The 19,567-nt window shown below is 74.1% G+C and carries 19 protein-coding genes; 7 read left to right on the top strand and 12 right to left on the bottom strand.

Going from position 1 to position 19,567, the window contains the following annotated elements; all coding sequences use genetic code 11:
- Window positions 1-114 precede the first annotated feature (114 nt).
- Window positions 115-1,077: an LLM class F420-dependent oxidoreductase gene (locus tag AC07FV_RS11025; protein WP_479086321.1), complete on the top strand. Its 963-nt coding sequence runs from the start codon at window positions 115-117 to the stop codon at window positions 1,075-1,077.
- Between the two features lie 68 nt (window positions 1,078-1,145).
- Here the strand turns inward: AC07FV_RS11025 and AC07FV_RS11020 are convergent, their stop codons facing one another.
- Window positions 1,146-1,583, bottom strand: coding sequence for a phage holin family protein (locus tag AC07FV_RS11020; RefSeq protein WP_479086319.1), 438 nt, complete (start codon window positions 1,581-1,583; stop codon window positions 1,146-1,148).
- A gap of 82 nt (window positions 1,584-1,665) precedes the next feature.
- On the opposite strand from AC07FV_RS11020, the gene AC07FV_RS11015 reads away from it, so the two are divergent.
- Window positions 1,666-2,013: a VOC family protein gene (locus AC07FV_RS11015; protein WP_479086318.1), complete on the top strand. Its 348-nt coding sequence runs from the start codon at window positions 1,666-1,668 to the stop codon at window positions 2,011-2,013.
- 17 nt (window positions 2,014-2,030) lie between these two features.
- Here AC07FV_RS11015 and AC07FV_RS11010 read toward each other — a convergent pair whose 3' ends face one another.
- The gene (locus AC07FV_RS11010; protein WP_479086317.1) at window positions 2,031-4,010 is read right to left on the bottom strand and encodes a DUF5107 domain-containing protein; all 1,980 of its coding nucleotides are present in this window, start codon (window positions 4,008-4,010) and stop codon (window positions 2,031-2,033) included.
- A gap of 162 nt (window positions 4,011-4,172) precedes the next feature.
- Between AC07FV_RS11010 and AC07FV_RS11005 the strand changes: the two genes are divergently transcribed.
- Entirely contained in the window at window positions 4,173-4,520 is a 348-nt protein-coding gene (locus AC07FV_RS11005) for a DUF6204 family protein (RefSeq protein ID WP_479016860.1), read from the top strand.
- Here AC07FV_RS11005 and AC07FV_RS11000 read toward each other — a convergent pair.
- The 9 genes from AC07FV_RS11000 to AC07FV_RS10960 form a co-directional block, all read right to left on the bottom strand.
- Window positions 4,492-5,058 carry a GNAT family N-acetyltransferase gene (locus AC07FV_RS11000; RefSeq protein WP_479086315.1) on the bottom strand — a complete coding sequence of 189 codons (567 nt, stop codon included), beginning with the start codon at window positions 5,056-5,058 and terminating at the stop codon, window positions 4,492-4,494. The genes AC07FV_RS11005 and AC07FV_RS11000 overlap by 29 nt on opposite strands.
- A gap of 42 nt (window positions 5,059-5,100) precedes the next feature.
- On the bottom strand, window positions 5,101-6,024 hold the full coding sequence (locus AC07FV_RS10995) for a S66 peptidase family protein (RefSeq protein ID WP_479086313.1): 924 nt from the start codon (window positions 6,022-6,024) through the stop codon (window positions 5,101-5,103).
- A complete protein-coding gene (locus AC07FV_RS10990) occupies window positions 6,021-7,976 on the bottom strand; it encodes a S9 family peptidase (RefSeq protein ID WP_479086311.1) in 1,956 nt (651 codons plus the stop codon). Before AC07FV_RS10990 ends, AC07FV_RS10995 begins: the two co-directional genes overlap by 4 nt.
- A gap of 61 nt (window positions 7,977-8,037) precedes the next feature.
- A complete protein-coding gene (locus tag AC07FV_RS10985) occupies window positions 8,038-9,360 on the bottom strand; it encodes a M20/M25/M40 family metallo-hydrolase (RefSeq protein WP_479086309.1) in 1,323 nt (440 codons plus the stop codon).
- Window positions 9,353-10,186 carry a M55 family metallopeptidase gene (locus AC07FV_RS10980; RefSeq protein ID WP_479086307.1) on the bottom strand — a complete coding sequence of 278 codons (834 nt, stop codon included), beginning with the start codon at window positions 10,184-10,186 and terminating at the stop codon, window positions 9,353-9,355. Before AC07FV_RS10980 ends, AC07FV_RS10985 begins: the two co-directional genes overlap by 8 nt.
- Window positions 10,187-10,220: 34 nt before the next feature.
- On the bottom strand, window positions 10,221-10,880 hold the full coding sequence (locus AC07FV_RS10975; RefSeq protein WP_479086306.1) for an Imm52 family immunity protein: 660 nt from the start codon (window positions 10,878-10,880) through the stop codon (window positions 10,221-10,223).
- A 16-nt stretch (window positions 10,881-10,896) separates the two neighbouring features.
- Window positions 10,897-11,625 carry a class I SAM-dependent methyltransferase gene (locus tag AC07FV_RS10970; RefSeq protein ID WP_479086305.1) on the bottom strand — a complete coding sequence of 243 codons (729 nt, stop codon included), beginning with the start codon at window positions 11,623-11,625 and terminating at the stop codon, window positions 10,897-10,899.
- 213 nt (window positions 11,626-11,838) lie between these two features.
- Window positions 11,839-14,238, bottom strand: coding sequence for an MFS transporter (locus AC07FV_RS10965; RefSeq protein ID WP_479086303.1), 2,400 nt, complete (start codon window positions 14,236-14,238; stop codon window positions 11,839-11,841).
- A 150-nt stretch (window positions 14,239-14,388) separates the two neighbouring features.
- Window positions 14,389-14,832, bottom strand: a complete 444-nt coding sequence (locus AC07FV_RS10960) for an SRPBCC family protein (protein WP_391968370.1) — start codon at window positions 14,830-14,832, stop codon at window positions 14,389-14,391.
- A 159-nt stretch (window positions 14,833-14,991) separates the two neighbouring features.
- Here AC07FV_RS10960 and AC07FV_RS10955 point away from each other — a divergent pair, with 159 nt between their 5' ends.
- The 4 genes from AC07FV_RS10955 to AC07FV_RS10940 all read left to right on the top strand — a co-directional run bounded on the left by AC07FV_RS10955 (window position 14,992) and on the right by AC07FV_RS10940 (window position 18,804).
- Window positions 14,992-16,062, top strand: coding sequence for an Rv2578c family radical SAM protein (locus AC07FV_RS10955; RefSeq protein ID WP_479086301.1), 1,071 nt, complete (start codon window positions 14,992-14,994; stop codon window positions 16,060-16,062).
- A 195-nt stretch (window positions 16,063-16,257) separates the two neighbouring features.
- Window positions 16,258-17,835: an alpha/beta hydrolase gene (locus AC07FV_RS10950; RefSeq protein ID WP_479086299.1), complete on the top strand. Its 1,578-nt coding sequence runs from the start codon at window positions 16,258-16,260 to the stop codon at window positions 17,833-17,835.
- A gap of 46 nt (window positions 17,836-17,881) precedes the next feature.
- Window positions 17,882-18,280, top strand: a complete 399-nt coding sequence (locus AC07FV_RS10945) for a RidA family protein (RefSeq protein ID WP_479086297.1) — start codon at window positions 17,882-17,884, stop codon at window positions 18,278-18,280.
- Between the two features lie 20 nt (window positions 18,281-18,300).
- A complete protein-coding gene (locus AC07FV_RS10940; protein WP_479086296.1) occupies window positions 18,301-18,804 on the top strand; it encodes an N-acetyltransferase family protein in 504 nt (167 codons plus the stop codon).
- A 46-nt stretch (window positions 18,805-18,850) separates the two neighbouring features.
- Here the strand turns inward: AC07FV_RS10940 and AC07FV_RS10935 are convergent, their stop codons facing one another.
- Complete coding sequence (locus AC07FV_RS10935) at window positions 18,851-19,444, bottom strand: adenylosuccinate lyase (RefSeq protein WP_479086295.1); 594 nt, start codon at window positions 19,442-19,444, stop codon at window positions 18,851-18,853.
- Window positions 19,445-19,567 lie beyond the last annotated feature (123 nt).

Here is a 19,567-nt window from a genome sequence, read left to right as displayed (position 1 = left end):
GGCCGGGGCACCCAAACGTCGCCGGAAGGGGCGGCCGCGGCGCCCGGTTTCCCCCCGAGCGCCCGGGTACCCGGCCCCGGACCCACCCGACGCATGTCACGGAGGCGGCCCCCCATGCCCGAGTACGGCTATTTCCTCTCCTGCGAGCAGTACGGTCCCGCGGAACTGATCGACCAGGCGCGCATGGCCGAACAGGCCGGTTTCCAGGCACTGTGGATCTCGGACCACTACCACCCCTGGAACGGCGAGCAGGGGCAGAGCCCCTTCGTGTGGTCGGTGATCGGCGCGCTGTCGGAGGCGGTGTCGCTGCCCGTCGAGACGGCGGTGACCTGCCCGACCGTGCGGATGCACCCGGCGGTGGTGGCGCAGGCCGCGGCGACGAGCGCGGTGATGTCCGAGGGCCGCTTCCGGCTCGGGGTGGGCACCGGCGAGGCGCTCAACGAGCACATCCTCGGGGACGCCTGGCCCGCCGCGCACGTACGGCTGGAGATGCTGGAGGAGGCCATCCTGATCATGCGCCGGCTGTTCACCGGCGAGGAGGTCAACCACCACGGCACGCACTACACGGTGGAGAACGCCCGTCTGTACACGGTCCCGGACGAGCCCGTCCCGATCGACATCTCCGGCTTCGGCCCGGCGGCGACCAAGCTGGCGGCCCGGGTGGGCGACGGGTACATCACGATGATGCCGGACGCCTCGATGGTGGAGCAGTACCGCAAGGGCGGGGGCGGCGGGAAGCTCGTCAGCGGCGGCACCAAGGTCTGCTACGACACAGACCGGGACGCGGCGGTGCGGACCGTGCACCGGCTGTGGGCCAACGAGCTGCTGCCGGGCGAGCTGGGCCAGGTGCTGCCCTCACCGGCCCACTTCGAGCAGGCGCAGACCCTGGTCACCGAGGACATGGTCCGGGACAACCGGGTCTGCGGCGACGACGTGGACGAGCACGTCGCGGAGCTGAGGGGGTTCGCCGACGCCGGCTTCGACCGCGTCTACGTCAACCAGATCGGCCCCGACCTGCGCGGCTTCTTCGACTTCTACCGTACGAAGGTGCTGCCGCGGCTCCAGCAGGACACCTGACGGCACGGCGCACGAAGGCGCCCCCCGGTCCGTCGCCGGGGGGCGCCGTGCTGTCCGGCCGCGGCCGGTCAGCGTCGGACGTGCGGGGTGTCGGCGTCGTTGCCGTCCTGGCGCGGTACGGCGGGCGCGACGGGCGGCTTCGGCGGGTACGGCATGCCCGGCCCGGCCGGCGCGTCACCGGCGGCGACCGGACCGTGCTCCGGGGTCCGGGACGCGTGCGGCCGGGCGGCGCTCCGCAGCAGGTAGGCCGCGGCGCCCAGCAGCGCGGCCGTGATCAGCGCGGCGGCCCAGCCCGGCAGGCCGATGGCGAGGACCAGGCCCACGGCGAGGGCGAGGGCGGCCCCCGCGTACAGGGCGGCCGCACCGGAGGCGGCGTACAGCGTGGCCTTGCGGCGCTGCTTGCGCGTCTGTTCGCGCAGTTCGTCGCGCACGGTCTCGCGTGCCACCTGCGCCAGTTCGTCGACCAGGTGCTTGTCCAGGTGTTCCAAGTGATCCATGCGGTCCATACCGTTGCGGGTACCCGCACGGGCGGCTTCCATGGGCCGGACCGCGGGCACGGCTCCGGCGTCCCCAACTAGGCTCGTCCGCATGGACATTCTGGGAGCCACCCTGCGCATCTACGTCGACGACCTGGAGAAGGCGATCCCCTTCTACGAGGGTCTGGCCGGCAGCCCGGCCCTTCGTTCCGAACGCGGCGGCGTCCAAGTCGCCGCGGTCGGCTGCTTCCTGCTGATGAGCGGACCCGAGTCCCAGCTCGAGGTGTTGCGCAAGGTGGCCGCGACGATCGCGGTGGCGGACGTCGAGGAGACCCACCGCGTCCTGACCTCGCTGGGCGCGGACGTCATCGCGGGGCCGGTCCCCACGCCGGCCGGCCGCAACCTGATCGCCCGGCATCCGGACGGGGCGATCTACGAGTACGTGGACCGGCGGGCGTAGGGTCCGGGCCGGGCGGGTCACTCCCCGTCCGGCCGCATCCGGAAGTCGTGCCGCGCCGGGAGGGGTTCGTCGCCGAGCCGCGCCCACAGGCGGCCGACGACCTCGTCGCCCTCCCTCAGGTCGGCGACCTCGAAGCCCTCGTCGAAGACGGCCCGTGCCTCCTCGGGCCGGCCCTCGGCGACCAGCAGCGCCGCCTCGATCAGCCGGAACCGGCCCCGGGCCCGGGTCGCGGGACGCAGCCGCTCCCACACCGCGCGGGCGTCCGCCGTGCGGCCGACGGCGAGCAGGGCCTCGATCGCCTCGCGGCCGAGAGCGGCGGTGACGGCCGCCCGGTCCTCGTCACCCCCCGGGGCACCGCCGGTGCCCGTCTCGTCCCACGGCTGCGCGCAGAGGTCGTCGTAGGCGGCGGCGTACCGGTCGGCGGCCCGCTCGTGGTGGCCGTCCTCCCGGTCGGCGACGGCGAGGCAGCGCAGCAGCGGCCAGCGCGCGTCGGCGTCCTTCAGGCCGCGTTCCCAACTGCGCACCGCCTGCGCCCGGTCGCCGCCGTGCCACTGGGCGACACCGAGGTGGTACTCGGCGACGGGGGTGGCGGCCGTGGTCTCCAGCATGTCCCGCCAGGGCCGGGCGACCAGCGTGCCCCCGGGCGGTTCATGGCGTCCCTGTGCGGGCAGCGCCCCCGCGCGCAGCAGCTCAAGCCAGGGCCGCTGCTCCTCTCCCAGGGTGCTCTCGGCGAAGGGTGTGCCGGGCAGTTTCCAGCCCGCGCGCAGTACTTCGAGGGCTCCCCAGCCCGACCCGGCGGCGAGGGACTCGCCGGGCTCGGCGTCGGCGTACTCCTGCCAGGCCGCGTAGGCCGCCTCGACGTCGGCGCGCGGCAGGACGGCCTCCAACCGCTCCTCGGCGCCGCGCAGTACGGCGTGCCACTCGCCCTCGGCGGGCGCGTCGAGCGGTCCGTACGCCTCCAGCCAGGACACCTCGCTCTCCGCCTCCAGCCGGACGTGCTCCAGCTGGGTGCGGGCGAGTCCGGCCTGGATCTCGCAGTAGCCGCCGGTGCCGGGTTCGGTGAGCCACTCCTGCCAGCGCCGCCCGCCGGGCCCTGTGCCCCACACGAAGAGCTTGCGGCCCCGCAGCACGTCGGTCGAGGTCTGGACCAGCCCGCGGCCCTCCTCGTCGAGCGCGGCGATCCAGCGGCGCCGGTCCTGTGGCACCTCGTAGAACCAGTCGGCGGGGTAGGTGCTGTTGCGCGGGTACGTCCGGTCGGCCCCGTCGTGGACCGGCACGGGCACCCGGCGCAGCCGCCGCTCGTAGCCGAAGAGCCACGCCTCGTCGGCCGGGGCGAGGACGCGCCGGTCCTCGGGGACGGCGATGTTGGACCACCAGTAGGTCGCCGCCGGGCGCTCGTGCGGGTTGCGGATCCGGGCGCCGACGTACAGGAAGTCCGAGCCCTCCGGCAGCCACAGGTCGACCTGGAAGGGCAGGTCGCGCAGCCGCTCCCACTCCCACAGGCGCAGCATCTCCCCGCCGTCGGGGGCGGGTGTGCGGGCGGCGTGCACGGGCGAGCAGGAGAGGCCGGTGTGTCCGGTGGCGCCGATGTTCCATTCGATGCCGCCGGAGTACCAGGCACCGTTGAGCGCGAAGTTGGCGGGCTGGAAAACGGGGTTGGTGTAGAGGAGTTCGCGGCCGGTCGGCTTGTGGTGGAGGGAGGCGACGCGGCCGCCGAGGCCGGGCAGGACGGTGGCCCGCAGCCGGTCGTTCTCGATGACGAGGGCGTCGAACTCCCGGTCCTGGCGCAGCCGGTCGTAGCCGTCCCGGACCCGCAGGGGCAGCAGGCTGCGCAGCGGCTCGTGGCCGACCTGGCGGGCCATGTCGCGGGGCAGGCCCGCCAGGTCGCGTTCGTCGATGCGGTGGGCCTCGTCCAGGGGGCGCAGCGGCGGCAGGGGGTTGTCCGGTCCCAGCGGCGCGGCGGGCAGGGTCAGTACCTCGCGTCGGATCGTCGTCACGCTTCCCCATGGAAGCCGCTCGGCGCCGCCGTGAACAGGGGCTTCGCATGGGGCGTCGGCGCGACGTCGCTCACGTTTAATTCCCTGGGCGCCGGGCCGGGCGCGGCGTAGGGTCGGGCGGTCGGCGCGGTGACGCGGGAACGGGACGTCGAGGAGCGGCACGTGAGTGAGCAGCACACCTACCGGGTGATCGTCCGGGGCACCTGGGAGGGGCTGACCGAGCAGGCCCGTGACCGGCTGCTCGCCGAGGCCGCGGACCACTCCATGGCGAGCATGCGCTTCACCGAGGAGGGCTCCCTGTCGTACGAGCCCGCGCCGCTGAAGCACTTCTCGATGCGCTACGTGGTGGTCTCGGACGCGGCGGACGGCGAGGAGATGGCGGGCGCCATCGCCGAGGACCGGGCCGAGGGCACGCTGCGCGGGCTCGGCTACGGGTTCCGGGACCTGCGGTCGACGGTGACGGACCTGGACACGATGAAGATCAACCGGAAGTCACGGTCTCGGCGGTGACCGCCCAGCGCTGATGGTCCCGCCAGGCCCCGTCGATGAAGAGCATCCTCGGCGAGAAGCCCTCCAGGTGGAAGCCGCAGGCGCGGGCCAGCGCGATCGAGGCCGCGTTGCCCGGCTGGACGTTGATCTCCAGCCGGTGCAGCCGCATCGGCCCGAAGGCGTACCGCACGACGAGGTCCAGTCCCTCCCGCATCAGCCCGCGCCCCGCCGCGTGCGCGAAGGCGCCGTAGCCGAGTGCGCCGCTGAGGAAGCCGCCCTGGACGATGTTGTTGATGTTGACGAAGCCCGCGATGGAGCCGCCGCCGGCCGGGCCGGTGCCCTTCTCGCACACCAGGAACCCCGCTTTGCTCCGGTCCTCGATGAGCCGGGACGCGTAGGCCTCGTACGCCTGGGCGCTGTCCGGCGGGAAGAGCCAGGGGTGGTGCAGGTCCTTGCTCTCCCGCGCCCGGGCGGTGAACTCGGCGCCGTCCTCGTAGGTGAAGTGCCGTATGCCCACGCGAGGGCCCTCGGCGAGGTGGCGGGGTGCGGTGTGCGGCATCCCGCCAGACTACGACGCCGTGCCGCCCCGCGCCGGGGCCGGTCAGACCAGGGCGGGCCGGTCCAGTGTGAGGGTCGCGGCGTCGGTGTCGAGTTCCGCCGTTGTGCCGAACGGGACGGTCAGCGCCCCCTCGCAGTGGCCGAAGCCGAAGTCCTCGACGACCGGCACGCCCAGGCCGCCGAGCCGGTCGGCCAGCATCGGCCGCAGCCGCGCGTAGGGCTCGCAGTCCTGCCAGGACCCGAGCAGCACCCCGCCGACGCCGTCGAGCCAGCCGGAGCGCAGCAACTGGGTGAGGTAGCGGTCCAGCCGGTAGGTCTCCTCCCCCACGTCCTCCAGGCACAGCAGCCCGCCGCGGGCGGAGGGACGGGCGTGCGGGGTGCCCAGTTCGGCGGCGAGCAGGCACAGACAGCCGCCGAGGGTGACGCCCCGCGCCCGGCCGGGGACCAGCGGCGTGCCGCCGGAGGCGATGACGCGCACGGTCTCCGGGGCGAACAGGGTGGCCTTCAGGTGTTCCTGCGCCCGGGCGTTCTTCAGGAAGTCGATGCCCGCGGCCATCGGCCCGTGCAGTGTGACCAGGCCCAGCCGGCCGGCGAACGCCTCGTGCAGGGCGGTGATGTCGCTGAAGCCGACGAACACCTTCGGCCCGGCCGCGCGCATCGCCGTCCAGTCGAGCAGGTCGGTCATGCGCTGGACGCCGTACCCGCCGCGGGCGCACAGCACCGCGTCCACGGACGGGTCGCACCAGGCGGCCTGGAGGTCGGCGGCCCGGTCGGCGTCGGTGCCCGCGAGGTAGTCGAAGGTGCCGTGCCGGTCGAGGACGTGCGGGGCCACGACGGGGTCGAGGTCCCAGCCGCGCAGGACGTCCAGGCCCGCCTGGAGCCGTTCCTCGGGCACGGGCCCGCTGGGCGCGACGACGGCCACCCGGGCGCCGGGGGCGAGCCGGGCCGGACGGGTCAGTTCCCTCACGTGGTCAGCTCCAGCTTCGGGACGTCCCCCGGTGTCAGGCCGAAGACCTGCGCGTAGAGGGACAGCTCGGCCTCCAGGGCGCGCACCATGGTGTCCGCCCGGCGGAATCCGTGGCCCTCGCCCTCGAAGGCGAGGTAGGCGTGCGGCACCCCCCGGCCCGCGATCCGGGCGAGGAAGCGCTCGCACTGGACGGGCGGGCAGATCACGTCGTCCAGCCCCTGGAGGAGCAGGAACGGCGCGGTGACGCGGTCGGCGTGCTCGGCGGGGGACCGCTCGGTGTAGCGTTCCGGGACCTCGGCGTAGGGGCCGATGAGGCCCTCCAGGTACCGCGACTCGAAGTCGTGGGTCTCCCCCGTCCCCCAGCCGGTCAGGTCGAGGATGGGGTAGATGACCGTGCCGCAGGCGTAGACGTCGGTCGTGGCCAGGCTGGCGGCGGCCGTCCAGCCGCCCGCGCTGCCGCCCCGCACGGCGAGCCGCTCCCGGTCGGCGGTGCCCTCGTCGGCGAGGGCGAGGGCGACGGCGGCGCAGTCCTCGACGTCGACCACGCCCCACTGCTCGCGCAGCCGGTCGCGGTACTCACGGCCGTGCCCGGTGGAGCCGCCGTAGTTGACCTCCGCGACCCCGATGCCGCGCGAGGTGAAGTAGGCGATCTCCAGGTCGAGCACCAGGGGCGCACGGCTGGTGGGGCCGCCGTGCGCCCACACCACGTACGGCGGCAGCTCGCCGTCGGGGGCCCGGCAGCCGGGGTGGTGGGGCGGGTAGAGGTGGGCGTGGATCTCGCGCCCGCCGGGTCCGGTGAAGGTGCGGGCCCGCGGCTCGGGGTAGTGGGCCGGGTCGACGGCGTCGTCGTGTCGCGCGCCGATCACCCGGGCGCGGCCGGTACGGGTGTCCAGTTCGACCACCTCGTAGGAGGTGCGCGGGCTCGCGCCGACGGCGACGATCCGCTCACCGTGCGCGGCGAGGGTGGCCGCGAACTCGGTCCAGGGGCCGGCCGCGTCGACGACCTCGCCGGTCGCGGGGTCGAGTATGCCGAGCGTGGTGGCGCCCCGTCCGTGCACGACGGCGACGAGGCCGCTGTCCAGCGGGGTGAACCAGCGCTGTCCGAGCTTCCACAGCGGGCCGCCGAACTCCTCCTCGCGGGCGCACAGGGGCTGCCCGTCGCGGTAGAGGTTCCACCAGCCGGTGCGGTCGGAGGCGTACAGCAGGGTGCCGTCGGCCGCCCAGTCCGCCTGCGCGATCGACTCCTCGGGGCCGCCGGCGACGGTCCGGCCGTCCCGGAGGAGGCCGTCGTCGCCGACCTCGGCGACGATCAGCTCGGTGCCGTCCCAGGGCATGCGCGGGTGGTCCCAGGCGAGCCAGGCCGCGCGCCGCCCGTCGGGCGAGAGGCGGGGGCCGGTGACGAAGCGGTGCCGGGCGCCGGTGAGTTCACGGACCGCGCTCCGGTCGTCGGCCGCCGAGCCGTCCAGCGGCACCGCCACCGGGACCCGACGCACGTCGGTGGGCCCGTCGCCGGTGAACTCCTCCAGCACGCACCACACCTCGCCGCGCTCGGGCCGCAGTTCGGGCTCGGCCCAGCGCAGTCCGCCGCCCACCGCCGAGACGGGCGTCAGGGGGCGGGGTTCGCCGCCGCCCGGCTCGCAGACGTACAGGCGCTGGTCGGCGAAGTGCACGAAGACCAGCAGCGGCCCGGCGTCGCCCGGGTGCGCGGCCCAGGGCCGGCCGCCGTACTCGATGACGCGGCTGCGCACGTTCCACGGCGCGGGCAGCACCGACTCCTCGGTGCCGTCGGGGCGCCGCCGCACCAGCGTGCGCCGGCCGCCCTCGGCGGGCCTGGGCGCGGTCCACCACACCTCGTCGCCGACGAAACCCACGTCGTCGGGCCGCCCGTCGTGCGCGGCGGCCAGGGCCGCGTCGACGGGCGAGGGCCACGCTCCGTACGCCAGTGTCTGCACCGACTGCCCCACTTCTCCTCCAGCTTCGTTGCCGGGCCGTGCGCCCGGGGAGCGCGCGCTCCTAGGCCGTGCGCAGGAACCGGTCGAGGACGCGGACTCCGAAGTGCAGCGCCTCGACGGGGACGCGTTCGTCCACACCGTGGAAGAGCGCCTGGTAGTCGAAGCCCTCGGGCAGCTTCAGCGGCGCGAACCCGTAGCCGGTGATGCCGAGCCGCGAGAACTGCTTGGCGTCCGTGCCGCCCGACATGCAGTACGGCACCACGTGCCCCTCGGGGGCGAACTCCTGGACGGCGGCACGCATCCCGGCGTACGTGGGTGAGTCCACCGGTGCCTGGAGGGCGACCTCGCGGTGGACGAACTCCCAGTCCACGTCCGGTCCGGTGAGCCGGTCGAGGGTGCCGCGGAACTCGTCCTCGTGACCGTGCAGGAAGCGTCCGTCGACCTGGGCGACGGCCTCGCCGGGGATGACGTTGACCTTGTAACCGGCGTCCATCATCGTCGGGTTGCTGCTGTTGCGGACGGTCGCCTCGACCAGCTTGGCGGCGGGGCCCAGCTTGTCCAGCAGGGCGTCGACGTCGCCCAGGTCGGTCTCGATGCCGTAGACGGCGGCGATTTCGGTCAGGGCCGCCCGCACGGTCGGGGTCAGGCGCAGCGGCCACTCGTGCTCGCCGATGCGGGTGACGGCCGCGGCGAGGCGCGTGACCGCGTTCTCCCGGTTCACCTTGGAGCCGTGGCCGGCCCGTCCGCGGGCGGTGAGCTTCAGCCAGCCCGTCCCGCGCTCGCCTGCGGCGATGGGGTAGAACTGGCGGCCTGCGCCGTCGTGGAAGGTGAACGCCCCGGACTCGCTGACGCCCTCGGTGCAGCCCTCGAACAGTGCGGCGTGGCGGTCGGCGAGGAAGCCGGAGCCGTCCTCGGCGCTGGCCTCCTCGTCGGCGGTGAAGGCGATGACGATGTCCCGCCGGGGCCGTACGCCCTGCCGGGCCCAGTCGCGGACGACGGCCAGGATCATCGCGTCCATGTTCTTCATGTCGACGGCGCCGCGCCCCCAGACGACCCCGTCGCGGACCTCCCCGGAGAAGGGGTGCACGCTCCAGTCGGCGGCCTCGGCGGGCACCACGTCGAGGTGGCCGTGGACGAGCAGCGCGTCGGCCGACGGGTCGGTGCCCTCGATGCGGGCCACGACGTTGGTCCGGCCCTCGGTCCGCTCCAGCAGCGTGGGCTCGACGCCGGCCTCGGCGAGCCGCGCGGCGGCGTACTCGGCGGCCGGGCGCTCCCGGCAGTCCCCGCCGCCCCGGTTGGTCGTGTCGATCCGGATCAGCTCGGAGGTGAACCGGACGACCTCGTCCAGTGCCTCGGCGCCGGTGTGCCGGTCCTGCTCAGCCATACTGCTCCTCCACGGCGGCGGAGGCGATCGTGGTGACCGCCTTGAACGTACGGATCGCGTCGAACATGGTGTCGTGGGTGTACGCCACCTTCCGCTCCCCGGTCCGGGCCACGCCCGGCACCACCGTCGAGGCCGCGGCCAGGTGCTCGGCGTCGAACTCCACGGCGACCGTGAACGGTCCGCCGGCGACCGGCTCGTGGCGCACCGCGAGGGCCGCCGCCTCCTTCGCCGCCGCCCGGATGTCGGCGGCGGTCCTGGCCGGTGTGCGGCACACCGCCGCGTAACGCGACACATGGTCCTTGACGGCGACCTTCAGCGCCCCGGGCGCGTAGCCGAGCGCGTCCTCGCAGGCCACGTCGTCCCCGGTGACCAGGACCACCGGCACCCCGTACTCGGCGACGACGTGCGCGTTGAGCAGTCCCTCGCTGGCCCGTACGTCGTTCAGCCAGACGCCGGTGATCTGGTTGGCGAGGTAGGTGTGCGCGAGGACGCCCTCCATGCCGGCGCCCGCGTGGTAGCCGACGAAGGCGATGCCGTCCACGTCCCCGTGCTGCACGCCCTCCACCATGGAGAGGGCCTTGTGCCGGCCGGTGAGCATGTGGGTCCGCTCGTCGAGCTGCTCCAGGAGCAGGTTGCGCATGGTCCAGTGGGCCTCGTTGACGAGCACCTCGTCGGCGCCGCCGTCCAGGAAGCCCAGCACGGCGGCGTTCACGTCCGAGGTGAACATCGACCGGCACCGCTCCCACTGCGGCGTCCCCGGCAGCACGTCGGCCGGCCAGGTGACACCGGTGGCGCCCTCCATGTCGGCGCTGATGAGGATCTTCATGGGGCGTCACGTTACGCGCCGGAGCGGGAGGCGGCTACGAAGGAGCGGGAAACGGCCGCCACCAGTCGGGCCGGGTCAGCAGGGAACCGCCCGCGTCCTCCTCGCGACGCAGTTCGGGCAGGTCGGCCAGCACGGGCTCCGGGGGGTCCGGCGTCCAGGTCAGGAAGCCGACAGGACGCCGTTCGGCGGTCCCGTCGCGGCCCGTCTCCAGGAGGGAGTCGGCGAAGGTGACCCACTCCGGCTGCCACGCCCGCGCGGCGGACGTCACCAGCCCCCGGACGACGTCCCGGCCGTAGCGCCGCGCCACGGCGGGGGCCGGTTCCGGGAGGGAGAGCCAGACGGTGTTCCAGGTGTCGGGCCCGTGCCGGTGACCGCCGCAGTGGATGTGCAGGGACAGGGGACGGTCCCGTGAACGGGACTGCGCGGGCAGCCGGAAACCGGCCGCGTCGGCCGTGTTCCCGTCGTCGCGCCGGCACTGCCGGACGAACCGTTCCGTGTCCGCCACGCCGGCCCGCAGCGGCCACGAGTCGGGCGGCACCGTCTCGTCCTCGCCGACCAGCCCGTCCCACTCCGCCAGTCCCGGGTGCAGGGCCGCGAGCCGGTCCAGGAACTCCGCGAGGCGCACGGCACACGCGTACGCGGACTCCTCGCGGTCGCCCCAGCGGGCGAGAAGGTAGCTGAACTCGTTCGTCATCGCCGGGCAGGCTACGTCACCCCCCGCCCGGGCCCGCCACCACCCACGTCGACGGCAGCTCGATCCTGGTGCCGTCCGGTGTGTACTCCGTGGTGTACAGCGGGAGTTCGCCACTTGCCAGGACGGTCAGACCGGCCGCGCGCAGGTGCTGCGGCACCGCCTCGTCGGGGACGGCGCCGGGGGTCAGCCCGTGCCGCAGGACGGGGGCCAGTTTGGCCGGCGGGCCCTCGGGGTTCTGGGCCAGCGCCGCGAGGACCGTCCGGGCGGCCTGGGCGGGCTCCACCAGGAAGGCGCGCCCGCGCCTACCGAGGAGTACGGCGAGGGCGTCGGCCAGCGGCTGCCGATCGTCGGGCTCGCACTGGTGCAGGACGCCCCGCACATAGACGTTGGCGTCGCCCAGCTCCGCGTGCAGCGTCTGCGCCTCGGCCTTGTCGGCGGCGTCCAGCTGCCGGTAGGCGGCCCGGCCGGCGGGGTCGAAGCGGCGGGCGTGGCCGAGGGCGGCGGCGCTCAGGTCGGCGCCGACGACGTGCGGGAAGCGGTCGGCGAAGAAGCGCGTCTGGGTGCCGTTGCCGCAGCCGAGGTCGATCAACGGCAGGGCGGGGTCGACCAGGTGCGGCTCGAAGTGGGCCAGGTGGCGGCCGGAGGTCAGCATCGGCTCCGCGTCCCAGAACACCGCCCCCTGTCCCTCGGGCGCCTCGTTCCAGAAGCTCTCCCAGGCGTCCCGGTACCGGCTCGTCACGCTCATGCCCGTCTCCCCAGGTGCGACGACGTACGGCCCGCCGGAGGCGACGGACCCGTACGGTCTACCGCGCCCGGCGCACCGCCACAAGCGCCCGGCGCATTCCTTCACCGGACGTGCGAACGGCGCGCGCCCCGGCGATGCGGCAGCGGGTGGAGGTGGGGCGGCGGGGGCACGGACGGAGGCACCGGCGCGCACGCGCGCGCCGGTGCCTCGGACTCAGTCCTCGTGCCCGAGCTGGAGGTCGCGTTCGGTCCGGCCGCCGCCGGCCACCTGGAGGACGGTGGCGACGGGCGGGTAGCCGGCGGCGATGACGGTGTACTCGCCGGAGGACAGGTCGACGAACCGGAAGGTGCCGTCGGGTCCGGTGGTCAGCGTGTCCACCACGTTGCCCGCCGCGTCGAGCAGCGTCACGCGGGCGTCCTCCACGGCCCGTCCGGCACTGGCGCGCACGGTGCCGCGCAGCACGGCGCCGCCCGCCAGCTCGACGTCCTGGCGGGTCTCCCGGGCGGCCTGGACGCTGACCGGCAGGGCGGCCGGGCGGAAGGCGGGGGCGCTGGCGGCGAGCGTGTACTCGCCGGCCACCAGCTCGGTGATGACGTAGCCGCCCTCCCGGCCGCTGCGGGTGGTGGCGACGACCTCTCCGTGGACGTTGGTGAGGGTGACGATCGCGTCGCGCACCGGGCTGCCGTCGGCGGTGAGCACACTTCCGGCGAGCCGCCCGGCGCCGCCCAGGACGACGTCCAGGTCCACCGGGCGCTCGCCGACGGTCACGGAGACCGCCTGCGGCTGGTGGCCGCCGGCCGCGGCGATCAGGACGTACGCCCCCGGCCCCGGGGTGGCCAGTGCGTACCGTCCGTCCTCGCCGCTGGCGCCCCGGCCGATCTGCCGGCCGCCGACGTCGATGAGGGTGAGCGCCGCGCGGGGCACGACGGTGCCGTCGGGATGCTGCACCGTGCCGCAGACCGGGATGCCGGCGGCGTGGGGGGACCGGGCCGACGGCACGGGGGCGACGGGCGGAGCGGTCCCCGGGTCGGTGACGGGGGCGTTGTGGGACACCAGTGGTTTCTCCTTGAGGAAGAGGGCGATGAGCAGCCCGAGGACGAGCACCGGCACCAGGTAGAGAAAGATCCGCGGCATGGCGTCGGCGTACGCCCCGATGTAGGCGTCGCGCAGCGCCGGGGGCAGGGAGTGGACGAGCTGGGGGGTGATGGCCTCGGCGTCGGGCAGGGCGGCGCCCGCCTCGGCGGGGACCCGGTCGGCCAGGGCGTCGGTGAGCCGGTCGGCGAAGAGGGTGCCGAAGATCGCCGCGCCGACGCTGCCGCCGATCTGCCGGAAGTAGTTGTTGGCGCTGGTGGCGGTGCCGAGGTCGGCGGGGCGCACGGAGTTCTGCACGGCGAGGACGAGGACCGGCATCACCATGCCGATACCGGCGCCGAGGACGGCCATCCAGATGCTGTAGTGCAGCCGGGGCGTGTCGGCGTCGAGCCGCGAGAGCAGCCACATGCCGACGACGGACAGCGCGCTGCCGAGGATCGGGTGGGACCGGTAGTGCCCGGTGCGGCTGATCAGCTGCCCGGAGATGATCGAGGCACCGACGATGCCGCCCATCATCGGCAGCATCAGCAGGCCCGACTCGGTGGCGGTGGCACCGTCGACCATCTGGAGGAAGGTCGGCAGGTAGCTGGCGGCGCCGAACAGGGCGACGCCGATGACGAGGCCCACCAGGCCGGTGATGTTGAAGACGGAGTCCCGGAAGAGCCGCAGGGGGATCAGCGGTTCGGGCGCGAGGTGTTCGGCGACCAGGAAGAGGACCGTGGTGGCGACCGCTCCGGCCGCGAGGCCCAGGATGACCCTCGATCCCCACGCGTACTCGGTCCCTCCCCAACTGGTGAGCAGCACCAGACAGGTGGAGGCGGCGGCGAGCAGCAGCGCCCCGAGGATGTCCAGGCGCGGCTTGGCCTGCGGCTTGGGCAGTTTCAGGACCACGGCCACGACGGCCATGGTGACCAGGCCGAAGGGGATGTTGACGTAGAAGCACCAGCGCCAGGAGAGGTGGTCGGTGAAGTAGCCGCCCAGCAGCGGGCCGGCGACCGAGGCGAGTCCGAAGGCGGCACCGATCAGGCCCATGAACCGGCCGCGTTCGCGGGGCGGCACGATGTCCGCGATGATCGCCTGGACACCGATCATCAGGCCGCCCGCGCCGACGCCCTGCACGGCGCGGAAGGCGATCAGCTGGTCCATGGTCTGCGCCCGTCCGGCGAGTGCCGAGCCGACGACGAACACCAGGATGGCGAACTGGAAGACGCCCTTGCGTCCGAAGAGGTCACCGAGCTTGCCGTAGATCGGCAGGCCGACGGTGGAGGTGAGCAGGTAGGCGGTGATCGCCCAGGACATCTTGTCCAGGCCGTGCAGCTCGCCGACGATCTTCGGCAGCGCGGTGGCGACGATCATCTGCTCCAGCGCGGCGAGCAGCAGCGCCAGCATCAGTCCGACGAACACGAGCCGCACCCGGCGCGGACTCAGCCCCGCTGTCGGCCCGGGCCCCGGTGCGGGGGGTTCGGGGGGCGTCGGGGGCGCGGTGACCGGTTCGTCCTGCACCAGAGTGATCCCGCCCATGTTCCGCTCCCCTCGTCACACCTGCTCACAATTGCCGCCTGATGCGGCAACTGCGAACAAGTGCGATGAGTTACGGAAGTGCGGTGGTTTCGGGCGGAGATCACTCGAACCGGTGAGGCGGCCAACGGCCGCCCCCGGCTTGTGCTTTGACTACTTCTCGACCTCGGCCGCGAGCTTGACGAGCAGGGCGTCGTAGATCCGGGCGAGGCCCTTGGGCGCGAAGGTCTTCTCGAAGAAGCCGCCGACACCGCCTGCGCCCTGCCAGGTGGTGACGACGACCACCCGGGACTTCCCCTCGCCGGCCGGGGTGACCCGCCAGGTGGTGACCATGGAGGAGTTGCGGTCCTTCTCGACGAGCTCGCCGTCGGTCGGCTCGGTGACCTCCAGCAGGCAGTCGCGCACGCGCTTGCTGGTGGCCTGGAGCTTCCAGTGGACGAGGGTGCCCTCGCCGTCGCCGCCCTCGCGGACCTCGTACTCGCTGAACTGCTCGGGCAGCAGCTTCGCGCGGGTGCCGCTGTAGTCGGCGAGGGTGTCGAACACCGTCTCCGCGTCCGCTGCGACGATCCGCTCCGTAGTCGCCTCGACCTGCGCCATCGGGTTCCTCCAGGGCCTGGTTCTCGGGGTCCGGGCAAGCCAACCACCCCGCCGCCCGGCCACCAAATCCGGGGGCGCGAAGCGGCCCCGCGCGACTCGTCCGCACGATCAAGGGAACACGTGTTCTATTGTGGGGGCAGTGCTACCGAGGAGGCGTCAATGCGCTGGGAGAACCTCACGGACTCCGACCACGCCCGGGCCGCCGACCCCGCGCTGTTCGGCGCGGACGCGGTGACCACCCGCACGATCGACACGCCCGAATTCCGCGGCATCACCTTCCACGAGGTGCGGGCCCGCTCGATCCTCAACCGGGTGCCGGGCGCCTCGCGCATGCCGTTCGAGTGGACCGTGAACCCCTACCGGGGCTGCACGCACGCGTGCGTGTACTGCTTCGCCCGCAAGACGCACAGCTACCTGGACCTCGACACCGGACTCGGCTTCGACTCCCAGATCGTCGTGAAGGTGAACGCGCCCGAGCTGCTCCGCCGACAGCTGGCCTCGCCCCGCTGGCAGGGCGAGCACGTCGCGATGGGCACCAACGTCGACTGCTACCAGCGCGCCGAGGGCCGCTACCGGCTGATGCCGGGCATCGTCTCGGCCCTCACCGAGCGGGCGAACCCCTTCTCGATCCTGACCAAGGGCACGCTGATCCTGCGCGACCTCGACCTGCTGACGCGGGCCGCGCGCGTGACCGACGTCGGGATCTCGGTCTCGGTCGGCTTCACCGACACGGAGCTGTGGCGCACCGTGGAGCCGGGGACGCCCGCGCCGGAGCGCCGCCTGGAGGTGGTCCGGACCCTCGCGCGGCACGGCATCGGGTGCGGGGTGCTGATGGCGCCGGTCATCCCGTTCCTGGGCGACGAGCCGGCCCAGCTGCGCGCGACCGTGCGCGCGGTCGCCGCCGCCGGTGCCACCTCCGTGACCCCGCTGGTGCTGCACCTGCGGCCGGGCGCCCGGGAGTGGTTCATGAGCTGGCTCGGGCAGCACCACCCGCACCTGGTGCGCCGCTACGAGCGGCTGTACGCGGAGGGCGCCTACGCCCCCAAGTGGTACCAGCGCCGGATCACCCGCCAGGTGCACGACCTGGCCGAGGAGTACGGCATCGGCCCCGCGCGCGGGGGAACGCCGCGGCGGATCGCGCGACCGGAGCCGACCGCGGACGGCACGGCGGCCGGACCCGCGGCCTCCGGGCCGACGCCGGCCGAAGCGGTCCAGTTGTCGCTCCTGTGACGGTCGCTCTCCCCGACTGCCGCCCCTCGCCCTCCGGCCGGCGCCCCTCCGGGCATTCGAGGGCATCCATCGACCCAATTGGGTCACGTCCGGACAGAAAGCGTTCTTCCCTCGGCGCTCGCCGGGACGATGCGGCGAGGACCGCGACCCGCGCGGGCCGCAGCCGCTCCGCCCCGCGAGTCCCGGGAGAACGCCATGAGACAACGCGCAGCCGTGCTGTGCGGCGCCGCCGTCATCGCCGCCGGGACCGTCACGGCGCTGCCCGCCGAGGCGAGCGCGCCGCACCGGGCGGGCACCGCGCAGGCCGCCGAGCCCAGGTGGAGCAAGTGCGGCACGGCCGACTACCCCACCCTCCAGTGCGCTTCCCTGTCGGTGCCGCTCGACCACGCCCGCCCGGACGGCAGACGGATCACGCTGGCGCTGTCCCGCGTCCCGCACACCGGATCGACGTACCAGGGACCCCTGCTGGTCAACCCCGGCGGGCCCGGCGGCAGCGGGCTGACCCTCGCCGGGTTCGTGGCGTCCTCGCTGCCGCCCGAGGTGGCCGCGCAGTACGACGTCATCGGGTTCGACCCGCGGGGGGTGGGGAAGAGCGAGCCCGCCCTGAACTGCCTGCCGGGCCACTTCGAGCCGGTGCGCCCCGACTCGCTGCCCGCCACCGCCGCCTCCGAAAGGGCCAACCTCGCGCGCGCCAAGGCCTTCGCCGACGCCTGCGGCGCGAAGTACGCGGAGGTGCTGCCGTACGTCGACACGGTCAGCGCGGCGCGGGACGTGGACGCGATCCGCAGGGCGCTCGGCGCGGAGCGGATCAACTACTTCGGCTACTCGTACGGCACCTATCTGGGCGCCGTCTACGCGAAGCTCCACCCGGACCGCGTGCGCCGCCTGGTCCTGGACTCCGTCGTCGACCCGACCGACGTCTGGTACGACGCCAACCTCAACCAGGACCACGCCTTCGACGACCGCCACCGGGCCTTCCTGGCCTGGATCGCCGAGCACGACGGGACGTACGGGCTGGGGAGCGACCCGGAGCGGATCGAGGCCGCGTGGTACGGCATGCGGTCGGCGCTGGCGAAGGAGCCGGCGGGCGGGAAGGTCGGCGCCTCGGAACTGGAGGACACCTTCCTCCCCGGCGGCTACTACAACGGGTACTGGCCCTACCTGGCGGAGGCGTTCGCCGCGTACGTGAACGACGCGGACACCGACCCGCTGGTGGAGGCGTACGAGGACTTCGGCGCCGTGGACCCCTCCGGCGAGAACGGCTACAGCGTCTACACCTCCGTGCAGTGCCGCGACGCCGCCTGGCCGCGCGACTGGGCCCGGTGGCGCGAGGACAACGAGGACGTGTACGCGAAGGCGCCCTTCATGACCTGGAACAACGCCTGGTACAACGCGCCGTGCGCCTTCTGGCCCACGAGGTCGCGACGGCCGGTGGACGTCACCAACGAGGACCTCCCGCCGGCCCTGCTGTTCCAGGCGACCGGCGACGCGGCCACCCCCTACGAGGGCGGCGTCACCTTGCACCGGTTGCTGCGCGGCTCCGGCCTGGTGGTCGAGGAAGGCGGCGGGAACCACGGCATCACGCTGAGCGGCAACTCCTGTCTGGACGAGCACCTGGCCGCCTACCTCGCCGACGGCACCGTGCCGCGCGGTGACGGCGAGGCGGACGCGGTGTGCGCGGCACCGCCCGCGCCGAAGCCGCCGCGGTCCAAGGCGGCGTCCACCTCCTCACGCGGCTCGACGCTGCACGGGCTGCTCGGCTATCGGGGGTGAGCCGCCCGTCGGGGGCGCTGCCCGACCCGTGGTCCACCATGGACACATGAGCCGACTGACCAGGATCGCCGCGCCCGAGGGCGTCGCGCCCGCCGCCCAGTACAGCCATGTCGTCCTCGGTACCGGGCGGTTCGTGGCCGTCTCCGGTCAACTCGCCCTGGACGAGGCGGGCGAGGTGGTCGGCGCCGGCGACCCCGCGGCCCAGGCCCGCCAGGTCTTCGAGAACCTGCGCAGGTGCCTGGCGGCGGCCGGGGCGACCTTCGACGACGTGGTGAAGCTGACCTTCTTCGTCACGGACATGGCGTACATGCCCGCGATCCGCGCGGCCCGCGCCGCGCACCTGCCCGACGACCGGTTGCCCGCCTCCTCGGCGGTGCGGGTCGCGGGCCTGCTCCGGCCGGAGTTCCTGATGGAGATCGAGGCGTTCGCGGTCGTCGCCCCGTGAGCGGGGCGCGCGTTCGGGAGATGACCCTCGCCGACTGCGACCGGGTGTCCGAGATCCGCGTCGAGGGCTGGCGGACGGCGTACCGGGGCCTCATGCCGCAGCGGTACCTGGACGAGCTGGACGCGGCCCGGGACGCCCGCCGGCGCCGCGACCTCTTCACCCGGGCCCCGGACGGGGTGGTGAACCTGGTCGCCGAGGACGACGGCGGCGAGGTCGTCGGCTGGGCCTGCCACGGCCCGTACCGGGACGGCGAGATACGGACCGGGGAAGCCGAGTTGTACGCCCTCTACGTGGACGCGGGGCGGTTCGGCACCGGGGTCGGGCGGGCCCTGCTCCGGGAGACGGTGCGCCGGTGCGCGGCCGCCGGGCACGCGCGCGTGCTCCTGTGGGTGGTCGAGGGCAACGTCCGCGCCCGGCGCTTCTACGAACGGGAGGGATTCACCGCCGACGGTGCCGAGGAGCCGTACGAGGTGGCGGGGGCCGTGGTGCCCGAGGTGCGGTACGCGAGACGCCTGAGCGGCTGACGGCCCACCGCGGGTCCTCACCGGACCACGGCCGCGTCTCGACGGCCTACCGCTGCCCCGGGATCCGCGCCAGCGCCCGCACCGCCGCCTCCGCCAGCGCCGGGTGGGCCAGGGCCTCCTGCAGGACGGGTTCGGCCCGGCGGTCGCCGAGCGCGCCGAGCCCGTCGACGCAGGCGAGCGCCACCCGCCGGTACGGGTCGTGCGGACGCAGCCGTCGTCGCAACGTGGTGATCAGGGCGGGCACGGCCTCGGGAGCGCGCAGTTCCACCAGCAGCCGCACCGGGTGCAGGGCGTAGGCGACCCGGAGTTCGTTGGTGGCGAGGGCGGCGGCGGCGCGGGCGGTGCGGGGGTCGCCGAGGCGGGCGAGGGCGTGGGCGGCGGCGGCGCAGCGCGGCGGGTCGCGGTGGTTCAGCAGCAGCACGAGGGCCTCGAAGGCCCGCGGGTCCCCGGCGACGCCCAGCCGGAACGCGGCCAGTTCCCGGGCCCAGAGCTGGTGTCCGGGCTCGGTGAGCACCGCGGCCAGCTCGTCCGGGTCCCCGGTCGCCACCAGCCGCTCGTAGGCCGCAGGGCCGTCCGGGGCCCCCGGCGCGTCCGCCTCGGCCCGTAAGCGCTCCGTGAGCGTTCGCAACTCTTCGTCCATGACACCGAGGTTAGGGGCGTCTCGGGCCGCGTGGGACGTACATCACGAACACCGGGGGCTGGCGCGCTCGTTACCCGCGAGTTAATCTCAGACGAGCGAGTTACCCACTCGCGGTACTCCTCA

The organism is Streptomyces sp. NPDC045956 (assembly GCF_056430705.1).
Note: the sequence above shows the minus strand (reverse complement) of the source record. Positions and strands in the feature narration are given on the sequence as shown.